The sequence below is a fragment of the Anabaena sp. CCY 9402-a genome (assembly GCF_963920945.1).
GTDB lineage: Bacteria > Cyanobacteriota > Cyanobacteriia > Cyanobacteriales > Nostocaceae > Trichormus > Trichormus minutissimus.
Window position 1 is genome coordinate 1 of the sequence record NZ_CAWUDL010000026.1, and the last position, 22,381, is coordinate 22,381.

The window sequence follows — 22,381 nt, forward strand, 5'->3', positions numbered from 1 at the left end:
GACAGGTGACAGGTGACAGGTGACAGGTGACAGGTGACAGGTGACAGGTGACAGGGGTTATTTGGAAATGTCTACAATTGATTTCTGCTGACTCAATTTTTTTGCTTTATCTAAACTTGGTCGTCTTTGACCTATGACATCACAAAATAAATCTTCATAATTCTCAATTGCCTGCTCAAAAGAAAATTTCTCTAGAGCAAATTGTCTACCTTTATATCCTAACGTAGCCGCTAGTTCAGAATCATTGTATAACTCCAACACTGCTGCGGCTAATGCTTCTGAAGACTCTGGTTCTACAATTAGCCCCCCACCACTCTCAGCAATTACTTTGGCTGCTGTTCCAGTGGCTGGTACTGAACCCACTACCGGACGGCCAGATGCTAACAATAGGGGAATTTTAGAAGGCATATTGAAGGAAATCACATTACTTTTCTGCACAATTAAGCCCACATCAGCAGTTGCTAACATTTGGGGTAATTGTTCTCTCTTTTGCAATGGTAGGAGTAAAACGTTATCTGCACCACAAGCTAGACAATGTTGCTGCAATCGAATCAAGGCTGTAGATTCACCCACAATCACAAAACTAATATCTGGAATATGGCGCAAATAAGCGGCGGCGGCGATGACAGTTTCTAGGCCTTGTGTCAGGGCAATGTTACCAGAGTACATCACCACAAATTTGCCATCTAGCTGGTGAGTGGTTCTCCAAGGGTTACTCTTAGCTAAGGGACGAATGAAATTAACATTGACCCAATTGGGAATACAAACCATCTTTTGCGGATTGACTCCCTTATTCACTAAATTTTCTAAAAAGCCATCGGAAATTACGCTAATTCTAGTAGCATGACGATAGGCAAACTTTTCTATGGCTTCACAGAAGCGAATCATTAGCTTATTTGTCATCAGTCCGACACGAATAGCTGCTTCTGGTAAAATATCTTGTACGTTCAGGATTACAGGACATTTATACAGACGACCTAGTAAGATTGCTGGTAGTGAAACTAAGAGTGGCGGTATTGTGAGGAGAATGACATCAGGCCGTTTACCATTAAAGGCTTGCGGTAAACTGGTAAATATAAAACTTAATTCTAAAAGCAACCGATCTATCAAATTGGGTTTTGATTTAATTCGCAGATAACTACGCTGAATCTTCACGCCATTCTTTTTTTCTGTAACGTACCATTTACCCCGATATCCTTCGTAAATTTCTCGTTGGGGATAGTTAGGCATTCCCGTAATTACCCGTACTTCATGACCCTGCTCTACTAAACCTTCTGCTAGTTCGGTGATCAGAGGCGCGATGCCAATCGGCTCTGGATGGTAGTTGTAAGAATAAATCAGAATTTGCATGAGCTGTAGATAAGTTTTGTAGATCAGCCTGAAAAAACGTGTACAGTCAATGTCAACTAAGTTTTGATGCAGTGCTTAGGGCTGTTTTTGGAAAACTTTTGCAGCACACATACTTTTATCGAGAGATACAATCTTACTTTTCAGGTGATTATAGAAATACATAATACAAATATTTACGAGTTACTCTAGAGAAATTACTTAGGAATAGGATATCAATCTCTTTCTAAGACTTAACGTTATTGGTTTCTAGATTTCATCTAAATGAAATTATCAAAACAATAGATTTTTGTGGGTGTTGATATTTGTGCTTGGTATCGTTAATTTCCTTCTAAAACAATAATTGTAGCTTTATATTCACCATGCCTGAGGGTTTTTACGGGTGATTTATCAAATCTTTAAAATTTTCGGCAAATTTTCATTCAAATATTAAATTTTTATGTATGTCAAATTATTTGTAAGCGTGTTATGCCTTTAGCGTTGATTAAAAATCTCAATTCATGCTGCCAATATGCAACGCCAATTTATGATGTTTTAAACAACTTCAAAATATCCCCAAGAACCCAGTATTTGGCTATGGCCGATCGCATCACACTAAACACCGACACTAGCAAGAAAGTCATGCGTTAGTAGCTTGGCATAGTCTACGTCAGCATTGTGGCAAGGTAAACTGTTGGAATTGACCAATAATATAGTTAAGCTACGCAACGTTAAAAACAGAGTCCTATGTCGGCATTTTTATTAGAAGTTGGTACAGAAGAACTACCTGCAAGCTTTCTGAGTGGTGCGATCGCACAATGGCGATCGCGTATTCCCCAAAGTTTAGCGGCCCACAGCCTCGCCTATGAATCTGTAGAAGTGTACGGTACACCCCGACGTTTGGCGGTACTGATTACAGGTTTACCATCCCAGCAACCAGACCGGGAAGAAGAAATCAAAGGGCCACCAGCCCAAGCAGCTTTTAAAGATGGTCAGCCTACCCAAGCTGCTCTAGGCTTCGCTAAAAAGCAAGGTGTAGCGATTGAAGCGTTAGAAGTGCGCCCCACCGAAAAAGGGGATTTTGTGTTTGTGCAGAAAAGTATCCCCGGCCAGCCTGTAGCGGACATCTTGACGGAACTTGTCCCCCAGTGGATTTACACTTTGGAAGGTAAGCGGTTGATGCGCTGGGGGGATGGGGATGTGAGGTTTTCTCGCCCCATTCGCTGGTTAGTAAGTTTGTTAGATGAGTCGGTGTTGCCCATTGCATTAGAAAATGGTGCAATTAAGATTCAGAGCGATCGCATCTCTCACGGTCATCGCGTTTTACATCCCGAACCTGTCACCATTCACAATGCTAGCGATTACGTTAAAACCCTGCGCTATGCTCACGTAATTGTAGACCCCCAGGAACGTACCAATTTAATTCAAGAACAAGTACAGGCGGCGGTGCAGAAATTAGACGGTAGTACAGAAATGTATCCCGACTTGTTAGCGGAAGTCACTAACCTTGTAGAGTGGCCTTCCCCAGTGGTGGGTAAATTTGAAACAGAATTTTTAGCCTTACCCACGGAAGTAATTACTACTGTCATGGTCAGTCACCAGCGTTATTTCCCGGTGTTTAAGGCTGGGAGTACAACTACACTGCAATCATATTTTGTCACCGTTGGCAATGGCGACCCCAACAAAGCAGAGATTATCGCCGTAGGGAATGAAAGGGTAATCAGAGCCAGGTTAGCTGATGGACAGTTTTTCTATAAATCTGACTTATCTAAGGCGTTGGAGAATTACTTACCCCAACTAGAAACTGTCACCTTCCAAGAAGATTTGGGTTCTTTGCGTGCTAAGATAGATCGGATAGTTAAGATTGCAGGACGAATTAGCAGCCAACTGCAATTAACTGCAAGTGATTCTCAACAGACCGAAAGAGCAGCATTATTATGTAAAGCCGACCTTGTAACCCAAATGGTCTATGAATTTCCAGAGTTACAGGGGATTATGGGACAAAAATATGCGATCGCTAGCGGGGAATCAACGGAAGTCGCCACAGCAATTTTTGAACATTATTTACCACGGGGTGCTGATGATATCCTTCCCCAAACCTTAACAGGTCAAGTTGTCGGTTTGGCAGATAGACTCGATACCTTAGTTAGTATCTTTGGTTTGGGGTTAATTCCCACTGGTTCTTCTGACCCCTTTGCATTGCGACGCGCCGCTAACGCTGTAGTTAACATTACTTGGGCGGCGAATTTGCAAATCAATTTAGCTACCCTCTTAGAACAAATCGCCTCTGACTTTGCTACCCAATACAACAAAGACCTAGCCCAATTAACCACAGCCTTACAAGAATTTTTCTTACAACGGATTCGCACCTTGTTGCAAGAAGAAAAACAAATTGATTACGACTTAGTAAACGCTGTGTTAGGCGAAAATGACCCAGAATATACAGAAAGGGCATTAGAGGATTTATTAGACGTGCGCGATCGCGCCTTATATCTGCAACAAATCCGCCGTGACGGTACACTAGATAAAATCTACGAAACCGTGAACCGTTCTACACGGCTAGCCGCCCAAGGTGATTTGGATACCAAGCAGCTAGACCCCACAAGTGTAGTCAGTCCCGAACTGTTCCAAAAGTCTTCCGAATCAGCCCTCTATGCAGCCTTAGTCAAACTAGTACCGCAAACCCAAGCCGCACAACAATCACGCAACTATCAACTATTAGTAGCAGGATTAGAAAATATCGCGCCAACGGTGGGTAATTTCTTCGATGGTGCAGATAGCGTTTTAGTGATTGATCCTGATCCAGAAATTAAGCGGAATCGGTTAAATTTGCTGGGATTATTGCGAAATCACGCCCGTGTGTTAGCCGACTTTGGAGCAATTGTAAAAAATCTGTAGCGTAAAGCAACAAAAGATGGTGTAATTTTTGCCAATTAGCGGTAACATAATGAGTGCTTAACCAGGGAACTCTGCCACAGTCTATGTCCAAAGCCCATATCATTGGATTCGGAAAATCCGGTATTGCTGCGGCGAGATTGTTGAAAAGGGAAGGTTGGGAGGTAGTTCTGAGCGATCGCAACACCTCCGAAATCCTTCTCAAACAACAACAAGCACTTGCCGAGGAACAAATCACCGTTAAATTGGGGCATTCACTAGAATTAGATGGTGCTGATTTACCCGATTTAATTGTTGTTAGTCCGGGTGTGCCTTGGGACAACCCAGCGTTAGTAAAAGCGCGAGTATTAGGCATAGAAACAATTGGCGAAATGGAATTAGCTTGGCGAAATTTGCAAACAGTGCCTTGGGTCGGAATCACCGGCACTAACGGCAAAACCACCACCACCGCCTTAATCGCTGCAATCTTTCAAACGGCTAGATTTGATGCCCCAGCTTGTGGTAATATTGGCTATGCTGCCTGTGAAGTAGCTTTAGCTGAAAAAGCACCAGACTGGGTAATCGGAGAAATGAGCAGCTATCAGATAGAATCTTCTGTGTCTTTAGCTCCTCAGATTAGCATCTGGACGACTTTTACCCCAGATCACCTAGCTCGTCATCAAACTATAGAAAATTATTACAACATCAAAGCCAAGCTGTTACGTCAGTCTCAATTGCAAGTCTTCAACGGCGATGATGCTTATCTGCAAAAAGTGGGTGTAACTGACTGGCCTGATGCCTACTGGACAAGTGTTAAAGGTAAAGACTTTCTGATTGGGGAAAAAGGCTTTTATATTGAGGATGATTGGGTTGTAGAGCAGTTACAAGCCGATTCTACACCCCAAAAAATCATTGAAGCCTCAGCTTTGCGGATGGTAGGAGCGCATAATCAGCAAAATCTCCTCATGTCCGTAGCCGCAGCACGATTGGCGGGGATTGCACCAGAGGCGATAGATAAAGCCGTGCGAGACTTCCCTGGAGTTCCCCACCGTTTAGAGCATATCTGCACTTGGGAAGGCATTGATTTTATTAACGACAGCAAAGCCACTAACTACGATGCGGCGGAAGTCGGACTAGCATCGGTGAGTAGTCCAGTGGTGTTAATTGCTGGTGGAGAAGCTAAACCAGGGGATGATATTGGCTGGTTAGCAAGTATTCAAACTAAAGCGGCGGCTGTCTTGCTCATAGGTGCGGCTGCACCAGTATTTGCCCAACGTCTGCAAGCAGTAGGTTATAGCAATTATGAAATTGTGGAAACTATGGAGAATGCAGTGCCTAGAGGTGCAGAGTTAGCCAAACAACATCAAGCATCTGTAGTATTACTATCTCCAGCTTGTGCTAGCTTCGACCAATACCCGAATTTTGAAGTACGAGGCGATCGCTTTCGGCAGTTATGTTTAGAATTTGTAAAAGAGGGTATAGGGTTGTAATAGTCCGTCTTATCCCTATTAAGGCAGACTTCCAGTCTGTGGGGAGGCATTGCTTATGTTTTTGATTTCCTCTATGACGGCAATGGCATTTGCGATCGCATCTTCGGTTCGGATTTTTGCCCCTAAATCAGCCGCACGTTGGCGCATAGTCTGATCTGTCACAGCTTTTTGAATTGCTTGTGCAAGTCGTTCAGCAGTGAGTTGTTTACGTGGAATCGGTTTAGTTCCCACCCCTAATTCCGCTACACGTTGCCCCCAGAAGCCCTGATCTCCAAAGAACGGAATAATAATTGTAGGAACACCCGCCCTGAGACCAGCAGCTGTAGTACCCGCACCACCGTGATGCACGACAGCCGCGACACGCCCAAATATCCATGAATGGGGTATTGAGTCCACAAGATAAACGCTGTCTGGTAAATTTTCTTTATGCAGACCACTCCAGCCAGAGAGGATGATGGCTAGTTGTTGAGTTTGTGCAAGTGCTTGCAAGACAAGATCGGCGGTTTCTTCTGGATTTCGGTTGCCCATACTTCCAAACCCGATATACACAGGAGGTGGGCCGTCTTCCAGAAATTCTATTAGGGCTGGGGGTGGACTCCAATCGGGTGCTGCATCCAAAAACCAGTAGCCAGTGACATGGGTATTCTGCCAATCCGATGGTTTGGAAATCACAGATGGGCTGAAACCATAGAGAGTTGGATAGCGATGGAGATGGGCGGCATTGTAGGGGCCGAAAAATGAGTTTACGGGCAAGTTAAGCACTTGCTTTCGTACTAAAGCATCGCTTGTCCGAAATCCCTGCCACATTATCTGTTTAATCAAATGATGGGAAAGCCAATTTACAGTACCGCCGAATTTGGCTATAAACTGGGGAAAGAGAACACCAGGAAATGTTTTTGTAGGTGTAAAGGGAAAAACATAGGCTGGAAGCAAAGGAAGACCTAACTTCTGTGCCAGTGAAAGACCAACGAACAGTCCCCCAACTCCTGTCAGCAATAAATCCATGCCCTGACAAGCTACTAAACCTGCTTTTACCCAATTTATAGCTGTACGCTGGGTTAATCTTGCTGTGTACGACGTAATGGCAAAAAAATTACCCTTCTCCAAAAGCTCGCGCATTTCCTGAGTCTCAATGATTTCTTGCACATTACCCTGCATAGGACAGAACTCTAGACCATGCGAACTAACTAGCACGTCAAAGTTTTCATGGGTCAATAGACGCACAAAGTGACCTGCTGCTTTTAAGCCCTTCCCCAAAGCAATATAAGGTTGAACATCCCCTCGACTTCCCAAAGCAATGATAGCTATACGCATCAATGACACTCCTGTTCTGTATGATTAGCGTTCGTTGGGCAGTGTGAATAAATGACATCTGCGTCATTTTGATATTATAGTCATTTTGATGAGAGTGTCAATTGTGAGTTATACTAGGATCATCGCTATCTTCATGCTGCAATATGAAGCCATCTCGTCGAGCATCAATTGGTTTAGAAAAACGGGAACGGACAAGATTAAATCTGATTGAGGCAGCTTATCGAGTATTTGCTCGAAAAGAAGCAGATGCCGTGACGATTGACGACATCATTGCTGAAGCGAGCGTTGCCAGGGGAACATTTTATAACTATTTCCAAACACGAGAGGATGTGCTGAAAGCGGTTGCGGCATCTCTGAGTGATCAGATGAATCAAAAGATTTGGGCGCAGTCTGTGGCGATCGCTGACCCTGCCGAAAGAATGGCGATCGCTATTCGCCAATTTCTGCATCAATCGATTCAGGATTCTACATGGGGATGGGTAATTGTCCGAATCGGATTAGTAGCAGCCCCACTGAGTGAAACCATAGAAAGAGGCGTGATGACCGATCTGGAAGCAGGCATACGACTGAATCGTTTTCAGGTTGATAGCTTACAGGCAGCGATCGATTTGATTTTGGGAACAGGGTTGATGGCAATGCGTAGTATTCTGGAAGGACGGACAGAGCCAGATTACCCTGAGCAGATCGCTAAAATTATTCTCAAAACACTGGGTGTTGCTGATGCTCATGCGATCGCTTTCAAATTTCTAGAGCCTTTGGTATTTGAGTGATAGTTGGGACTCCAAGAACAGCCTACTGAATATTTAATTTTAATGTTGATGCACTTTTTCTAATAACCACATCGAAGCTACAGTCCCGATAAAGTGAGCAGCAATACCATTGATGTTTGCCACCATTACAAACACATCCAAGGCGCGGATAATTTTATTAGGATCAGTTATGGCTACCCCTGGGGGTTGGGAAATAGATTTTGCTATCAACACTCCCAAGGTTGCACCCGCACCTAAAATAGTTAATAGAATCCCTACTAAACCTACAATTATGCCTATTTGAATAATTCTAGTAGTCTCTGCCTTGCTAGGATGTAGAGTTGGGTTAGGATTATCCAATCGCTTACCGATGCGGGTGTAACGAAAATCCCAATACACGCTAAACATTAATGCCACGACTCCGCATATAGCCCAGAATATACCAATACCAAGTCCAGCATTTGGTTGAGCCGTAAAGTCACGACCAGTGGAAGCAAACAACAGGACTAGTCCGGAAACTACAACTAGTGTCAGTTGCACCCAAAAAGTAACCCAGCCTGTGAGATTAATAGTCTTGGCAATTCCATGCAGCGAACTATGTGCTAGCGATCGCGTTTCTGTTTCAGCTTGCATATATCTGACTTCCTGATATCCCAATCACCAGCATATTTTTACTTCTCAGCCTTTACCCCCACCCACAGACATAACCACTGCCACATCTCCAGGCATAAAATTAGACAAACACAACATCTCGAACTTAGGATTGATGAGGAATTTGGCTGTAATCTGACATAATTTCGACAGAATAACTAATATTGAAACGCTACGCACCGCCGTAAGTGATCGCAAGGAACAGAAGACATGATTAAATCTTGGATGGTAATTGGAGGTGTAGCGTTTGTCGTGGCATTGGCAGCAAATTGGATTACACCAAGTGATCGTCACTGGTTCAACCGCTTACAAAGACCTAAATGGCTGACCTTTGAAGTTGCAATTCCTCTTATCTGGACTGTCATCTTTATCTGCGGTGCATGGTCAGCTTATATTGTTTGGGAACGCCAACCAGACACAAACCCGACCTGGGTACTCATGGGTTTATACTTACTACTAGAAATTGTCACAATCGCCTATACACCAGTTATGTTCAGGCTTCGCAGTCTTCATGTGGGTACAGTTCTTGGTGGCACAGGTTTTACTATCTGTATTATTTTAGCCATTACAGTCTTAACAGTTTCTAGTTGGGCAGCATTATTATTAGTTCCCTATTTACTTTGGAGTCCCATTGGTACATACACCACTTGGCAAATGATTAAAATTAATCCTCAAGATGCTTAAGGTTACTACCAGCGAATGATTTAACCCATATCATCAATTGTCAAACTTGCGGTGTATTAATTGACAAAAGATAAATTTGGGAAAATGATGATTCCATCTTGGATGGTAATCGGGGCTGTAACTTTCTTAGTAGCAGTAGGTAGTTTCTTCATCACACCGCGTGATGCTAAATGGTTTGCACAGTTGAGCCGTCCCCGATGGCTAGTTTTTGAACCTTTTATCCCCCTGATCTGGACTGTAATTTTTATTTGCGGTGCGGCTTCTGCTCATCTTGTTTGGCTACATAATCCAGGCGGTGTGATTACTTGGCTACTGATGGGTTTATACCTCCTAGTAGAAATAATCACTGTAGCTTATATACCTTTAATGCTAAGATTTCGCAGCCTCAAAACTGGGGAAATTATTGGTATAAGTGGTTTCATGTCAGCAGTGTTGCTAGCCATCTGTATCCTACCAATTTCTGGGCTAGCGACGTTGTTACTCATCCCCTACCTACTTTGGAGTCCCATTGGTACATACACCACTGAAGAATTAAGGCAAATGAATCCAGAGGATGCGTAAACTTAGGGGACAGGGGACAGGAGACAGGTGATAGGGGACACTTCAGCACAAACGTCCATAAAAGGCTGTGGCTTGATGATTTAGCCAAGCCCACATTTGATCACCGTAACAAAAATGCCACCATTCTTTGGGGTTACGTTGAAAACCAGCTTTTAACATGACATCGGACAATAACTGACGATAGGTGTGATGGTAGTGTGCATCTGGATGATCCCTATGAGCATAGTAATCGGGATGCGATCGCTCTGACATTTCATCTATCGGCGAACCCATATTGATAATCTGTCCAACTTCGTCTACCAGCGTGATGTCTACTGCTGCACCTGTACTATGAGGAGGTGGCATTTTTTCATCCATACTGGGTACAGCCCAAATTTCATACACCGCTTCCCAAATCTCTTGGCGTTGTTTGGGTGTTAACTCAGCTTCAGTTAGTCCTCGTTCCTCTAATGCCGTAGCAAAACTGTAATCTACCATAAACTGCTGCACAGCCACCGGACGATAAGCATCAAATATCTGAATGTGCCAATTAGGACGCAGCAATTGCAGGTAATTCTGGGCTTGAATTAAATTCTTAACTACACTCTCGCGGAGATAATAAGGAGAATAATTCCCATAACTAGCACCTAGCTTTTCATAAGGATGAGGAGATTCCACTGCAAACATTTCTAAGGGAATCTTCACCAGCCGTTCACCACATTCCAGAATGGGTATCTGATGATACGGCCTCATTTGATAAGTTTGCATTCACTCACAACCACAAATTTCAGATAAATACTCAAACTAGCGAAAAATTTTTGCTTTATTCTCTGTGTATCCGTGCCTCTGTGGTTAATTAAATTATTTTTTACCACAGAGGCACAGAGAACACAGAGTTAAGAAGTTCAAGAATACTTATCTCCGTTGGGGTTGGCTAGTATATGGATTGTATGGAACATTAGGTTGGGGAACTTGATTCGGTTGCTGCCAGATGGAATTGCCATAACTATTTGGTACTAACGGCATCGTGTTTGTTACAACACCTGGGCTGGGATTGCGGATAGTATAGGGGCCAATAATTGGTGATGTCCGCGTGATGACTGGTGATGTTACTTGTACTTGGTTAGGCGAAACCTGACCGTTATTTAAGTTATTATAAAAACCCGGTTGGATGTTAGTTGTATTTGGTTGGACATAACCTGGGCTAGATGTAAGAGGCTGATTGTTGAGGTTATTGTCAACACCAGGCTGAAGATTGGGTGTATTTGGTTGAATATAATTTGTGGAAGAATTTAGTCCTGTATTCGGTGAAAAAGTTTGACCGTTATTGAAGTTATTGTATCCACTTGGCTGAATGTAATTAGTTGGTGAATTGATTCTTCCACTAGGCGAGAAAGTTTGGCTAGGTGAGATGATGTTGGGTGAAGTTTGTATGACTCTCCCATAGTAAGAACTGCCTACAGAGTTAATTGGTGATGCAGTTTCACTATTGACACTGGATGAATTTTGACTAGTTGATGAGTTGACAACGGTTGTCAAAGGATTAGTTGAGTTATTATTTTGATTCTGATTAGTTTGATTAAACAGTCCTGTTTCTACTCCCGGAGAATTGGCATTGGCTGCTCTTGATTCAGCCGATGAATCCAAAGATTTAAAACCTAATAAATGATTATTATCAGTCGCTCCAAACCTTAATAGACTTTGGGTTTGTGATACAAACAAGTTCTGGTTTTGAGAGGTAGCTGTGGTATTAAAACTATTAGCAATAGGTTTTGATTGCTGATCTGTAGATTTTTGTTTACTAGCAGCATCCAATAAGGAGTTTTTACTTTTATCGTCTGGAGGATTATTTGTAGGTACTGGCAAACTCAATTGTTCATTTGTGCCAAACAATAATGGTAAATTATCAATATCTGCGGCGATCGCTCTATCTTCAGCCGAAAATGAAGCACTTAGAGGATCTGAAGCACTCACCGCGTTATCTGGCCTTTCACCAAATAGACCCGGGTTTGCCCAATATTCTTGAATCACTAGACCAACTACAGATAGAAAAATTGCTGTTCCCCAAAAACTAGGTCGCCCCAAATTCATTAATCTGGCTTTGAGATAGCGTAAGTAAGCAGGGGGATAACGACGATTTGGCATAATGAAATATAAGTAAATTTAATGTGTATTTAATGGGAATTGGGTATTAGTGATTTTCTACCTTGTCTAAATTTTTCCCCGTCACCTGTCACCTACTCCCTATTCTCCCCCTAAAATTTACCTTTGAGCAACACGCATTAATAAAAATGTACCTACTCCCAAGAAAATGAAGTTAGGCAACCAAGCACCGACAAAGGGAGAAAGGACACCGGCTTGCCCTAAAGCCCCAGTAATAAAGCTGAGTAGGTAATAAGAAAAGATTACAATAACACTAATACCAAAACTTGTGCCGCGTCCGGTGCGTTGGGGTACAGTTCCCATTGCTGCACCAACTAATCCGAAAACTACGCAGACAAACGGGAGGGCAATTTTTTGCTGAATCCGCACTTCTAGTTTACGAATTTTTTGGCGATCGCCTGCTAATTTTTCTACGGTTAGCTGTTCTAAAGCCTCTGCAATATTCATCTCGCCATAGTCGCGGCTTTTTTCTGCCAAACTTAAGGGTGTGCGGGGAAGCTTTAATTGTTGCTTTTCAAATCTTAAGATATTGCGATAAGAGCGATCGGGAGCTACTAAATAAATTGTACCGTTATAAAAATCCCAAACACTTTGCGAGCCATTCCACTCGGCTGATTCTGCTACCACAATTTGATTTAAACCTTCCGTAGAACGGTCTATAATAGTCAAGCCTTTCATCCGCTTACCGTCAAATTGATCAGCATAAAACAGCCGCGTCAGCATTCTGTTTTTTCTGCCATCCGCCTCTACAACTTCCCGGTATTCTGGATAAAAAATATTCTGTTGCCTAAGAGTTGGTTTGTCTGACTTGATGGCGGCGTTTAAGGTAAGAGTAGCTTGGTAATTTGCGGCTGGTGCAATTTGTTCGTTAAATACAAAAGTCATGCCAGTTACAACAAAACTCAACACTATCGCAGTTAACACCATGCGATAGACACTTACCCCACAACCTCGCATAGCAATTAGTTCGCTCTCACTCGAAAGACGACTATAGGCCATCAAAGTCGCCAACAGTGTAGACATGGGAAAGGCTAAAACGATGAAATTAGGCAGCTTTAACAAAAAAACCTGAACGGCGATATTGATGGGTAGTCCAGATTCTACGATTCTGCGTACTAGCTCAAATACTGCATCAATGGTGACACCAATTGAAGAAAAAGCCCCAACCCCAAATAAAAACGTTGGTAGCAGTTCGCTAGCAAGGTAGCGATCCATAATCGTCAAAGGCAGCAATGAGTTGAGGCTGTAGAAAGATGGGAAATTTTTGGACACCATAATTTAATTCGTAATTCGTAATTCGTAATTCGTAATTCGTAATGGGCGTAAAATCTCCTCTGTTCCCCTAAACTTGAAAGTTATCGCCTAAATAATACTGTCGCACTAGTGGATTGGTGTATAGTTCATCAGCCGTACCATAGGCTAAGATTTGTCCTTCGCGCATGATGTAGGCGCGGTCGGTGATGGCTAGGGTTTCTCGGACATTGTGATCTGTGATTAAGATGCCCATGCCGCGATCGCGTAGTTGTGCGACAATGTGTTGAATCTCATGAACTGCGATCGGGTCAACCCCTGCAAAGGGTTCATCTAAAAGTAAGAATTTTGGCCCTTCTCTCCCTGCTGCTAAGGCTCTGGCTAATTCTGTACGTCGTCTTTCTCCGCCAGATAGTTGAATCCCTTTACTTCTAGCTAATTTTTCTAAACGAAACTCCCTCAATAGAGTTGTTAATCGTTGTGACCATTCCCGTCTCGGTACATTGGTTTGCTCTAGCACCAACAAAATATTATCTTGGACTGACAGTTGTCGAAAAACACTCGCTTCCTGTGCTAGATAGCCAATGCCCAACCGCGCCCTTTTGTGCATTGGCAATCCAGTAATCTCTAAACTATCTAACCAAACTTTCCCCTGATTAGGTTTTTCTAAACCTGTGGCAATGTAAAATGTGGTTGTTTTACCAGCCCCATTGGGGCCAAGTAAACCGACAATTTCACCCTGAGCTACAGAAAGGTTGACGCGATTCACAATTACTCGCTTGCCGTAAGATTTGTGAATATTTTCTAAAACAATTTTCACTATTTGCGGACTTTCTTAATGGTTGATGCTAATTAGCAGGTTTGAATACTGGTGTTTTGGGGGCAGGTGTAGTATCTCCAGCGTTAAGTTCTGAATCTTCCACCATATAGATAGACTCTACTTGACGACTAGATTGGGGTAAGGCGACAAATCGCCCTTCATCAATCAAATATGTTACCTTTTCGGCGCGCATACTGTTACCGCCTTGTTGCAAAATATAGACATTACCACTGAAATCAATCCGGCGTTCCTTGCTGAAATATTGGGCTTGAGTTGCTGTAGCCTGAATCTGGCGAGCAGGATACAACATCTGTACATTACCACGAGCCGTTATCACCTGATTTTTGGAGTCATATTCTTGGATATCAGAGCGGATAGTCAGGGGACGATTTCCAGCTGTTGTTTGTGCAGTAGCTGTTTGTAGTTGATTGGAGAAGGCTAAAGTACCCAAGAATGTAGCTTGTAACACCAAAGCTAATCCAAGGCGGCGTATTTTTGAAGAAGATTGATAGCGGGTTATCATAGCAATTTCAGATTCGGGATGGTGGATGATATATTAAGGTATCTCCAGCATTTTTTCCATAAATAAAAGCTCCAATCGGGAATCAATTGGGCTAAATACTGGCTAAAGCTTTGACGCTTCACTAAATCTTAAAGTTTCTGCAACACTTAAGCATAAATCTAGAACCCCGGTTTCTTTGAGAAACCGGGGTTCTGTCATCTTTAATTTTCAATCATCAATCAACACAATTTTGGGTAAGGGTAAGGCTGGATTGTTACTAAGGTTATCAGTATTATTTTTATCTAAGTCGATCAGTTGTATTTCCTGTAATAAGACTGCGCTCTGGTTTCGTAATTCATCTACATCAATACCACCGTAACTAGATGGGTAACGCCGCAGGCGATTACTACCTTCTCCTAATAAAATGGCTGCACCCCGCCAGTTACGATTACCCATATGATAAAGAGCCACAGCAATTTGGAGGATGCCTTGATAAAAGGTTTTTTCCGGTTCACTAGCTTCAATCCATAAAGCCTCTAGGGTGTCATGACAGGCATAGAACTGTCCAGAGTTAAATTGTTCTACGCCTTGCCAATACTCCGGGGGCATGGTTTCGCTCATCCCATACTCTCTCGCACTTCTTTAATGGTTTCCAGTGCAATTTCTTGCTGTTGTCCCGCAAACTCGTTGTCTGGGGTGAGAAATAGCATACAATGGCACTCTTTGCGTTCTCTCATTGGCACACAAGGACAGTTCCAATATGTAGCCTTAACTTCGGCTTCTTTATCTTCATAGTGGCGACATGGACACAAAGGCGCACCCAAGTCGTCTTTATGTTTAGCTAGTCCTTCAATCACAACCGCAGTCACGGAAGGTTCAGCACAAAAGTAAGTTCCTGTACGCTTGGCATATTGTTCTGAAAAGTGGCGCATCGCCTCTAGACTTTTATCGGTGGATGTTGTGTTCGCTTCTGATGAGATCATTGGGATCGGCAGCTCATAATTTAAATATTTCTTTGCATTGTACCGCAGCAACACTAGGCTATTGTTGGGGAGATGTCCCCAAACAGTGTTTTTAAATTTGACGACAATTTTTGCTGAGGCTCAGATTGCTAAAATGTTGGGATCAAGATGAAATGTCTCACCCAGAATGTTTAACTTGTCAGCATTCATGAATCTAAGGGTTTCTGTAATTGCGATCGCAACGCCTGTTCTTTGTCGATGATCATCCCAGGATAATCTCGATTAACTACTACTTGCTCTGTCGCTGATTGTATATCTTGCCACAGCACCCAACGACTACCTTGAGGCAGTGTAGAAAGACTCAGAGAGTTTTGTGTTAACCAAATCAAGGGATGCCGCAATTCTAGGTTGCTAGCATCTTCATGATATCTAGTGGCTGCTAGAGTTTCTAAAACTGAGCGATCGCCTTTAACTAATCCTGTGGCGGCTGTGAATAGTTGCACCTGTAATTGCTGACGCTGTGCGTAAAAATACAGTGATGCTGCGGCAATTACTGCTTGTTCAAAGTTCTCCGCTTCCCAACTACTAGCACTATCCAGAGCAATAATGATTTCCTGCCCACTTGTAACTATTTCTAACTCCCGCACCCGCAATTCACCGTAACGCGCACTAGTTCGCCAGTGAATCAGACGGGTGGGGTCGCCAAGACGGTAGGGACGGAGCGATCGCACTAATCCTGATGTTGATGTCTGCAAAGGTTTCCCCCGATACTCACTCCTGTTACTTTCTGCTTGTCCGATTTCATCTACAAGAGGGCAAGTAGTCAAAGGTAAGACTGTAGGATAAACAATGGCTGTAGCTTCACAGTGATGCTGACGGCGACTCCAAAACAATCCTAAAGGCGCACCTGTACCCAGTTCAACATTATGCCAACGATATACACCCCGGTGTTGGGTAGGTTGGTCATACACCCAACGGTAACTTTCTTGACTGGCGATGGATTCAATCCCCTGTTGGACTGGTTTTCCTAAGACAAAAGGCAATATATCTGCAATTTGCAATAAACTGACAGATTGCTTGGTTTGATTGCGGATTTCTAATTCTAAGATTAAGTCATCCCCGGCGGATACCGGTTGAATCGGGCGACGATTGACAGATAAACCTGTGAGCGATCGCGGTGGTAAAAATGCCGCTATACCTAATAGGGCAAAACTCACGCCGCTAATAGCGTAAAGCCAGCCAGCCATTGTATTAATCGCTGCACCAAAAAAACAAACAGCAATTCCCGCTAGTACCCAACCGGTATATGCAGGGGAACTAGCATGGATTTCTAACCAGTTAGTGATGGGTTTGATCATTTTCATGTTTCTTTTTTAACCCAACACTGATGCAAATTCACACTAATTCACCGTGTGTCTAGAACGTGAGCTAAAAATTCTCTACCCATTTAATTAAGGCTTGACTTAAACCCTCTAATGTGTACTCTTCGGCTTCAACATCGACACGCCCTAAAAAAGCATGACAAGTTTTTGAAGTTTGCGGGCCAATGGAAGCTATACAAACTCCCCTTAAAGCATTGGCTACATTACTCGTAAAGATACTATCTACCAATTGGCAGAAAAATTGGACAGTTTTAGAACTAGCAAAGGTAATCACATCTACCTCGCCATTTTTTAAAGCGAATTCTGCGGCTGGTGCGATACTACTGGGACAACAAGATTGATAAGCCGCAACTTCAACAACTTCTGCGCCTTTAGCGGTAAATTCCTTAACTAAAACTTCTCTACCACCACTTTCTACTCTAGGAAATAAAAGCTTTTTCCCTTGTAGTGCTTCAGGAAAGGTTTGTACTAAAGAATCAGCGACAAAATTTTGGGGGATAAAATCGGCTTGGAGTCCGCGCTGTTGCAGACTGTGGGAAGTTTTCTCACCAACAACAGCAATTTTCACCCCAGCCAAAGCACGACTATCTTTCCCTTGGACTTTCAGCCTGTCAAAGAAATAATCTACGGCATTGGTGGAAGTCAGAATTAACCAGTGAAATTTAGATAAATTATTGATTTCCCTGTCTAATGCTTCCCAACTGGAAGGAGGGCCAATTTCTAAAGCTGGCATTTCGATGACTTTAGCACCAAAAGAAGTGAGGCGATCGCTAAATTGACTCGATTGTCCAACAGAACGGGTGACTAAGATAGTTTTACCGGTGAGAGGTAGGTTGTGAGACATAGCTGTAGTCGAATGCTTTAAGGATATTGTCTCAGGTTGTAGGAAATTACGTAGCTCCACGACTTCCCCAATGACGATGACAGATGGGGAAAGCGATAACCCAGCCGTTTGTTCGAGAATATTGCCTAGTTGACCAGTCCAAATCTGTTGTTGAGAAGTTCCTGCCCATCGGATAATGGCTATGGGTGTTAAGTGCGATCGCCCATGTCGCTGCAATTTCTCTACAATTTCCCCCAGATGTCTCCCACCCATCAATATGACTAGTGTCTCTAACCGTGACAACGCCTCCCAGTCTAAAACCTCTGGTTCGTGGGCTGTCAACACTGCAAAGCAGCGACTCAAAACCGGATCTGTCAAGGGAATCCCCGCTAGTAAAGGCGCAGCTAAAGCTGAGGAAATTCCTGGTATGACTTCAAATTTACAGCCAAAAGCCTTTAATGCTTCAATTTCTGAAGTACATCGTCCAAAAATAAACGGATCACCTGATTTTAGCCTGACGACTTGTTTACCTGCTTGACAGTGCTGTACTAGTAAATGATTAATTTCCCTCTGGGATGTGCTAGGTTTTCCACCACGTTTCCCGACATCCAACTTTAAGCAATCAGGTGATACACACTCTAATAATTGTTCATCAACTAGGGCATCGTAAATTAAAACCTCAGCCATAGCCAAAAGATTATCAGCTTTTACCGTCAGATAAGCTGCATCTCCCAACCCTGCACCCACAAGATAAACTTTGCCATTTTCCTGATTCATTATGTCAAATTGGTTAACTTTATAGAATCTTTAAATTATCCCTTGCTCAATATCATTGTGCGATAGAGTGAAAACCCTTGTTATGACTGATTCTTAGGTTAAGGAAATATTATCTCGCAACAAATAAAAATAGGTAATTTTTTTTATTGAAATATCTTAGACTTTTACGTATAAATACGGTTTTTAAATAGAAGTTAATGATATTATTCAACTCGTAAACATTATGCCAATTAGCAATTTTTTTGCTTTTGCCAGCCATATCAGCTTTTATGCAAATAAAAAAAATATTACACAATCAACTCAAACCATTTTTGTGTACATTTACAGTAGCTAGTGTAAGTTTTACAGCAACTTTAGAATTTGCGATCAGACCTGTAATGGCTGCAGGATTCACTGTTGATTCTATCAGTCTCGGATCTTTGGTAGATGAATCAGACTCAACTGTTAATGGTGTTACCTATTTAAATCAATCATTACCAATTACAGGTTTGACTGCGAACTCAAACAATTGGCTTCCTGGTATGTTTGCTGCGCCTGTAATCACTATCAGAAGAGGTGGTTATCCTGCTACAGACGACTTTGCCAACTTTAACGATAGACAGGTAGTTTGGGGTGAGCGATTACCAGGAGATCCAGAATCAACTGTACGGATACCTCAACCAAGCACTGCTCAAGCATCTCTCAGCCAAAATAGCATTCTTCAAGGTGCTGACAACGTATTTGTTAACGCTGGTTATATTAACGGTATTCAAAGCGATATTGAAAGGGTTGATTTTGTCATCAATACAGGGGTGGAAACTTCCCAAAAACGTGCGATCGCAATTTTTGACCGTGGCCCGAATGCAGCCCATGATCCTTTTAAAATTGCCCCTATTTTAAGTATTGATAGTTCTGGAAATCCCACAAGTTACGGCTCTCTTATTTCCATTGCAGCTGGTTGGGGACAAACAAACCTTAGACCTGGTGGTGCTGCTGATAATAACGTGAATTCCACAGTTCTGACTAACAGTTCAGGGGATTTTAGCAACGTTTTGAGTGTTAGCCAACAAGTAGGCGGCTTGCTCATTCCTCTATCTGATTTATCAATTACAGGACTTATCTACGGTTATTCGCTGTTTGCTCCAGATGTTAATGACGGTGGTGATTCTGCTAACCTGCTTGATTGGACAAATGCTGTGATATTCCCTCAAGATACACCCAATGCTGTTGGTGGTATTGATTTGGTCGCGAGTAATGTTGGTGTTTGGGAAACTGTTCCAGAACCAACTTCTGTAGTTAGTACATTGCTATTGGGTATTGTAGCTGCTTGGAAGTTGAAAAAGAAAGGTTAAAAGAAGACAACCGTCTAATCACAGCGTAAGCCACAAAAATAGGATTGAGTGGAAACTATCCACTCAATCCAATACAATTAACCACACATTTGAAATTAACTTGATTTAACGTGTGCCTCTGTTGGAGACTCACGTTGATTTAGCACTCATTTTATCTAAAACTTGACTAATTCTTGCAGCTTTTTGAGGTTGACGCTGTTTTTGAAATAGTTCTTGAGATTTTCTGAGATTAATTGTGGCTTCTTCCTGTTGATTTTGTTGCATCAGAATATTGGCTAGTCGTAGATAAGCTTCAGGATTTTTAGGACTGCGCTGAATTACTTCTTGGTATAATTCTGTGGCTTCTTTTGTTTTTTCTTGCGCTTTTAAAACATCACCCAAAAATAAGCGTACTACATCATTAGTAGAGTTGATATTAATCACTTTCCGAAAAGCAGCTTCTGCACCTTGATAGTCTTTTTGCTGAGAAAGGTTAACACCTTGTTGAAATAAGTTGGCTGTAATTAAAGTTTTGCCAGCAAAGTAAATCAACAAGAAAATTCCCATAGCAACTACAATAATTGCTAAAATATCATTTATTTGTAAATTATCTAACATGATTTTACGCCAAAAGACAGGCAATGGGGAACATGAGATATTCTAAGAAAAATAGCTTCCAGATGAATTGATAGAATTGAGCGATCGCGCTTTTATCTTGTAAGTCTACCGCTAAACTCCGCACCCACATCCAACATAATGCTACTAAATGGGTAATGACTAAAAATGCTGGGTTAATTGACTCTACACGTAGCACCCCAACTATCACCATACCTAAGTAGCAAATTGTGATTACCCAAAGTGCCAAATTAAATACAGCCTGTGAACCTAATTGAATAGTAAAAGTGGTGATATTGTAGAGGCGATCGCCTTCCATATCAGGGATATCTTTAAAAATAGCGATCGCAAAAGTAAATACCAAAATAAATAAAGTTAATACCCATACTGCCAAAGGAATTGATGGATTTTTCTGTAGTACCCAATTAAAGTGCAGGAACAACCCTAAGTTAACAATAGTCCCCCGCACAGAAAAAATACACAATGCTGCCCAAAACGGAAATTGTTTTAAACGAATTGGTGGCAAAGAATAAGCTGTCCCAATTGCTAAACTCACAGCCACCATGCCCAATAAATAAGGGCCATTTAGTAATGCTAAAACTAAAGCTAAAATCCCCATAATCATCACGATTATTTGCCCTTGTTTCCGGGTAAATTCTCCTGAAGCTAGGGGGAGATGAGGTTTATTAATTTTGTCAATATCAACATCTTCTAGTTGATTTAGCCCCACAATATAAACGTTGCCACATAAACAAGCAATCCATGCACCCAAAACAGGCATGATTTGAGTCACAGCAAAACCTGTAGAACTAATTGCCACAGCGACTAAATATAAACCCAATACACTTAAACTTGTACCAATAATTGTGTGTGGGCGCGAAAACTTCCAAAAAGCATAAAGCCACTGGAAAGGTGACGGCAATTGTTTACTTTGCGAAGGACTGTTTTGAGAACTCTGAGTCATGAGTAGCTTGGATAGGTAGATATTGCGGCTGGACGTTCATCCATTGTCACAGAATTTGGGGAGCAGAGAGTAGGGATAAGGGATACAAGGGAAAATTTTTCACCTGTCACCGTTCTCTTTTAGAGACGCTACCGCGAACGGCTGACGCTCACGGCGGAAGCCTGTCACCTGTCACCTGTCACCTACTTATTCCCACACAGTAACCCAAACTTAATCAACCCACGCTCATAACCCCGGCGCATCAAACCCAGGGATAACGCACCTTGAATGGTAGTCCAACCAGCACGCAATAATCCTAATATTGCTTGGGGAGTAATCGCAGAATCTATAACGATGTTCCAAAATTGGGCAACAGCCTGCGACCAGTCAGCAGTGCGGATATTGTTTAATGGTAATTGGCGTGCGATCGCTTCATACTCAGGCAAAGAGATTACATAGGGCAAACAATACACTTGATAAATATCCTGCAAGTGTTTTTGTTCATCTGCTGATAGTGGCAATTCATCAGTAGGGCGATGACACCATGTAACCATAATGAATGTACCACCAGGTTTTAACACCCTGTAGCACTCTTGCATAAATTTGGTTTTATCTGGCATATGTTCACCACTTTCCAGTGACCATACCAAGTCAAAAGTATTATCATCAAAAGGCATGGCTTGAGCATTTGCTACAAGAAACTGACTTTTAGCACTCAACCCTTTTTCTTTAGCTCGTTCTGTAGCCCTAGCAGCTTGTACTGGACTTAAAGTAATGCCTGTAGCCTGAGCCTGAAACTTTTCTGCTAAGTAGAGAGAACTACCACCTATACCACAGCCTACATCTAAAATATTTTCTGCTGTCTCTACCCCTGCCCAACTCAACAGTTCTTCGATTAAATCTATTTGCGCTTGACGACGGTCTTTTTTTTCAGTCCCATTCACACCGTAATAGCCGTGGTGCATATGTTCGCCCCAAATCTGTTCCCACAGACCAGAGGACGCATCGTAAAATTGCTGGATTCGCTGGTAAAGTGTTGCACTCATGAAAAAAGCAGTGTTAAGACAAAGCTAAATTTAAAAAAACATATTCGTAGGCTACCATGTGTGTTTTTAATTAAATAAGAAAGTTTTTGTTTCCTGGGAGGTTAAAGTTTATCAACTCTCCCAGGAAAAATTTATTGATTAATTTCCTGTCTTACTTGA

At 42.3% G+C, this 22,381-nt stretch carries 21 protein-coding genes; 6 read left to right on the forward strand and 15 right to left on the reverse strand.

The window, feature by feature from the left end; translation table 11 throughout:
- Positions 1 to 57: 57 nt before the first annotated feature.
- Entirely contained in the window at positions 58 to 1,350 is a 1,293-nt protein-coding gene (locus tag ACM0OR_RS11640) for a glycosyltransferase family 4 protein (protein ID WP_414576331.1), read from the reverse strand.
- Positions 1,351 to 2,073: 723 nt separating this feature from the next.
- On the opposite strand from ACM0OR_RS11640, the gene glyS reads away from it, so the two are divergent.
- Together glyS and murD are read left to right on the forward strand one after the other, a co-directional pair.
- Positions 2,074 to 4,224, forward strand: a complete 2,151-nt coding sequence (gene glyS, locus ACM0OR_RS11645) for a glycine--tRNA ligase subunit beta (RefSeq protein WP_414576332.1) — start codon at positions 2,074 to 2,076, stop codon at positions 4,222 to 4,224.
- A gap of 83 nt (positions 4,225 to 4,307) precedes the next feature.
- Positions 4,308 to 5,690 (forward strand): UDP-N-acetylmuramoyl-L-alanine--D-glutamate ligase, encoded by a 1,383-nt coding sequence (murD, locus tag ACM0OR_RS11650; RefSeq protein WP_414576333.1) that lies wholly within the window; start codon positions 4,308 to 4,310, stop codon positions 5,688 to 5,690.
- 18 nt (positions 5,691 to 5,708) lie between these two features.
- On the opposite strand, the gene ACM0OR_RS11655 is transcribed toward murD, so the two are convergent.
- Positions 5,709 to 7,004 (reverse strand): glycosyltransferase, encoded by a 1,296-nt coding sequence (locus ACM0OR_RS11655; RefSeq protein WP_414576334.1) that lies wholly within the window; start codon positions 7,002 to 7,004, stop codon positions 5,709 to 5,711.
- Positions 7,005 to 7,147: 143 nt separating this feature from the next.
- Here ACM0OR_RS11655 and ACM0OR_RS11660 point away from each other — a divergent pair, with 143 nt between their 5' ends.
- Complete coding sequence (locus ACM0OR_RS11660) at positions 7,148 to 7,774, forward strand: TetR/AcrR family transcriptional regulator (protein ID WP_414576335.1); 627 nt, start codon at positions 7,148 to 7,150, stop codon at positions 7,772 to 7,774.
- Positions 7,775 to 7,813: 39 nt separating this feature from the next.
- On the opposite strand, the gene ACM0OR_RS11665 is transcribed toward ACM0OR_RS11660, so the two are convergent.
- Positions 7,814 to 8,386, reverse strand: coding sequence for a DUF3611 family protein (locus ACM0OR_RS11665; protein ID WP_323268410.1), 573 nt, complete (start codon positions 8,384 to 8,386; stop codon positions 7,814 to 7,816).
- 228 nt (positions 8,387 to 8,614) lie between these two features.
- Here ACM0OR_RS11665 and ACM0OR_RS11670 point away from each other — a divergent pair, with 228 nt between their 5' ends.
- Positions 8,615 to 9,088, forward strand: coding sequence for a TspO/MBR family protein (locus tag ACM0OR_RS11670; RefSeq protein ID WP_414576336.1), 474 nt, complete (start codon positions 8,615 to 8,617; stop codon positions 9,086 to 9,088).
- Positions 9,089 to 9,175: 87 nt separating this feature from the next.
- Positions 9,176 to 9,649 carry a TspO/MBR family protein gene (locus tag ACM0OR_RS11675; RefSeq protein ID WP_190707135.1) on the forward strand — a complete coding sequence of 158 codons (474 nt, stop codon included), beginning with the start codon at positions 9,176 to 9,178 and terminating at the stop codon, positions 9,647 to 9,649.
- 42 nt (positions 9,650 to 9,691) lie between these two features.
- On the opposite strand, the gene ACM0OR_RS11680 is transcribed toward ACM0OR_RS11675, so the two are convergent.
- The 9 genes from ACM0OR_RS11680 to cobA form a co-directional block, all read right to left on the reverse strand.
- Positions 9,692 to 10,381, reverse strand: coding sequence for a M15 family metallopeptidase (locus tag ACM0OR_RS11680; RefSeq protein WP_414576337.1), 690 nt, complete (start codon positions 10,379 to 10,381; stop codon positions 9,692 to 9,694).
- Between the two features lie 162 nt (positions 10,382 to 10,543).
- Entirely contained in the window at positions 10,544 to 11,773 is a 1,230-nt protein-coding gene (locus tag ACM0OR_RS11685; RefSeq protein WP_414576338.1) for a hypothetical protein, read from the reverse strand.
- Between the two features lie 117 nt (positions 11,774 to 11,890).
- Positions 11,891 to 13,006, reverse strand: coding sequence for an LptF/LptG family permease (locus tag ACM0OR_RS11690; RefSeq protein ID WP_414576375.1), 1,116 nt, complete (start codon positions 13,004 to 13,006; stop codon positions 11,891 to 11,893).
- 127 nt (positions 13,007 to 13,133) lie between these two features.
- On the reverse strand, positions 13,134 to 13,862 hold the full coding sequence (gene lptB, locus ACM0OR_RS11695) for an LPS export ABC transporter ATP-binding protein (protein WP_323268406.1): 729 nt from the start codon (positions 13,860 to 13,862) through the stop codon (positions 13,134 to 13,136).
- Positions 13,863 to 13,890: 28 nt separating this feature from the next.
- Positions 13,891 to 14,385 (reverse strand): LptA/OstA family protein, encoded by a 495-nt coding sequence (locus ACM0OR_RS11700; protein ID WP_414576339.1) that lies wholly within the window; start codon positions 14,383 to 14,385, stop codon positions 13,891 to 13,893.
- Between the two features lie 207 nt (positions 14,386 to 14,592).
- Positions 14,593 to 14,985 carry a DUF309 domain-containing protein gene (locus ACM0OR_RS11705; RefSeq protein WP_414576340.1) on the reverse strand — a complete coding sequence of 131 codons (393 nt, stop codon included), beginning with the start codon at positions 14,983 to 14,985 and terminating at the stop codon, positions 14,593 to 14,595.
- The gene (locus tag ACM0OR_RS11710) at positions 14,982 to 15,347 is read right to left on the reverse strand and encodes a ferredoxin thioredoxin reductase catalytic beta subunit (protein WP_190707050.1); all 366 of its coding nucleotides are present in this window, start codon (positions 15,345 to 15,347) and stop codon (positions 14,982 to 14,984) included. The genes ACM0OR_RS11705 and ACM0OR_RS11710 overlap by 4 nt, the downstream gene beginning before the upstream one ends.
- Positions 15,348 to 15,532: 185 nt before the next feature.
- Positions 15,533 to 16,690 (reverse strand): DUF58 domain-containing protein, encoded by a 1,158-nt coding sequence (locus ACM0OR_RS11715; protein WP_414576341.1) that lies wholly within the window; start codon positions 16,688 to 16,690, stop codon positions 15,533 to 15,535.
- Between the two features lie 64 nt (positions 16,691 to 16,754).
- Complete coding sequence (cobA, locus tag ACM0OR_RS11720) at positions 16,755 to 18,308, reverse strand: uroporphyrinogen-III C-methyltransferase (protein WP_414576342.1); 1,554 nt, start codon at positions 18,306 to 18,308, stop codon at positions 16,755 to 16,757.
- 269 nt (positions 18,309 to 18,577) lie between these two features.
- Between cobA and ACM0OR_RS11725 the strand changes: the two genes are divergently transcribed.
- Entirely contained in the window at positions 18,578 to 19,639 is a 1,062-nt protein-coding gene (locus ACM0OR_RS11725; RefSeq protein WP_414576343.1) for a hypothetical protein, read from the forward strand.
- A gap of 129 nt (positions 19,640 to 19,768) precedes the next feature.
- Here the strand turns inward: ACM0OR_RS11725 and ACM0OR_RS11730 are convergent, their stop codons facing one another.
- The 3 genes from ACM0OR_RS11730 to ACM0OR_RS11740 form a co-directional block, all read right to left on the reverse strand.
- Positions 19,769 to 20,236 carry a tetratricopeptide repeat protein gene (locus tag ACM0OR_RS11730; RefSeq protein ID WP_414576344.1) on the reverse strand — a complete coding sequence of 156 codons (468 nt, stop codon included), beginning with the start codon at positions 20,234 to 20,236 and terminating at the stop codon, positions 19,769 to 19,771.
- A 4-nt stretch (positions 20,237 to 20,240) separates the two neighbouring features.
- Positions 20,241 to 21,197, reverse strand: coding sequence for a homogentisate phytyltransferase (locus tag ACM0OR_RS11735; RefSeq protein ID WP_414576345.1), 957 nt, complete (start codon positions 21,195 to 21,197; stop codon positions 20,241 to 20,243).
- Positions 21,198 to 21,379: 182 nt separating this feature from the next.
- Positions 21,380 to 22,222, reverse strand: coding sequence for a methyltransferase domain-containing protein (locus tag ACM0OR_RS11740; RefSeq protein WP_414576346.1), 843 nt, complete (start codon positions 22,220 to 22,222; stop codon positions 21,380 to 21,382).
- Positions 22,223 to 22,381: the final 159 nt, after the last annotated feature.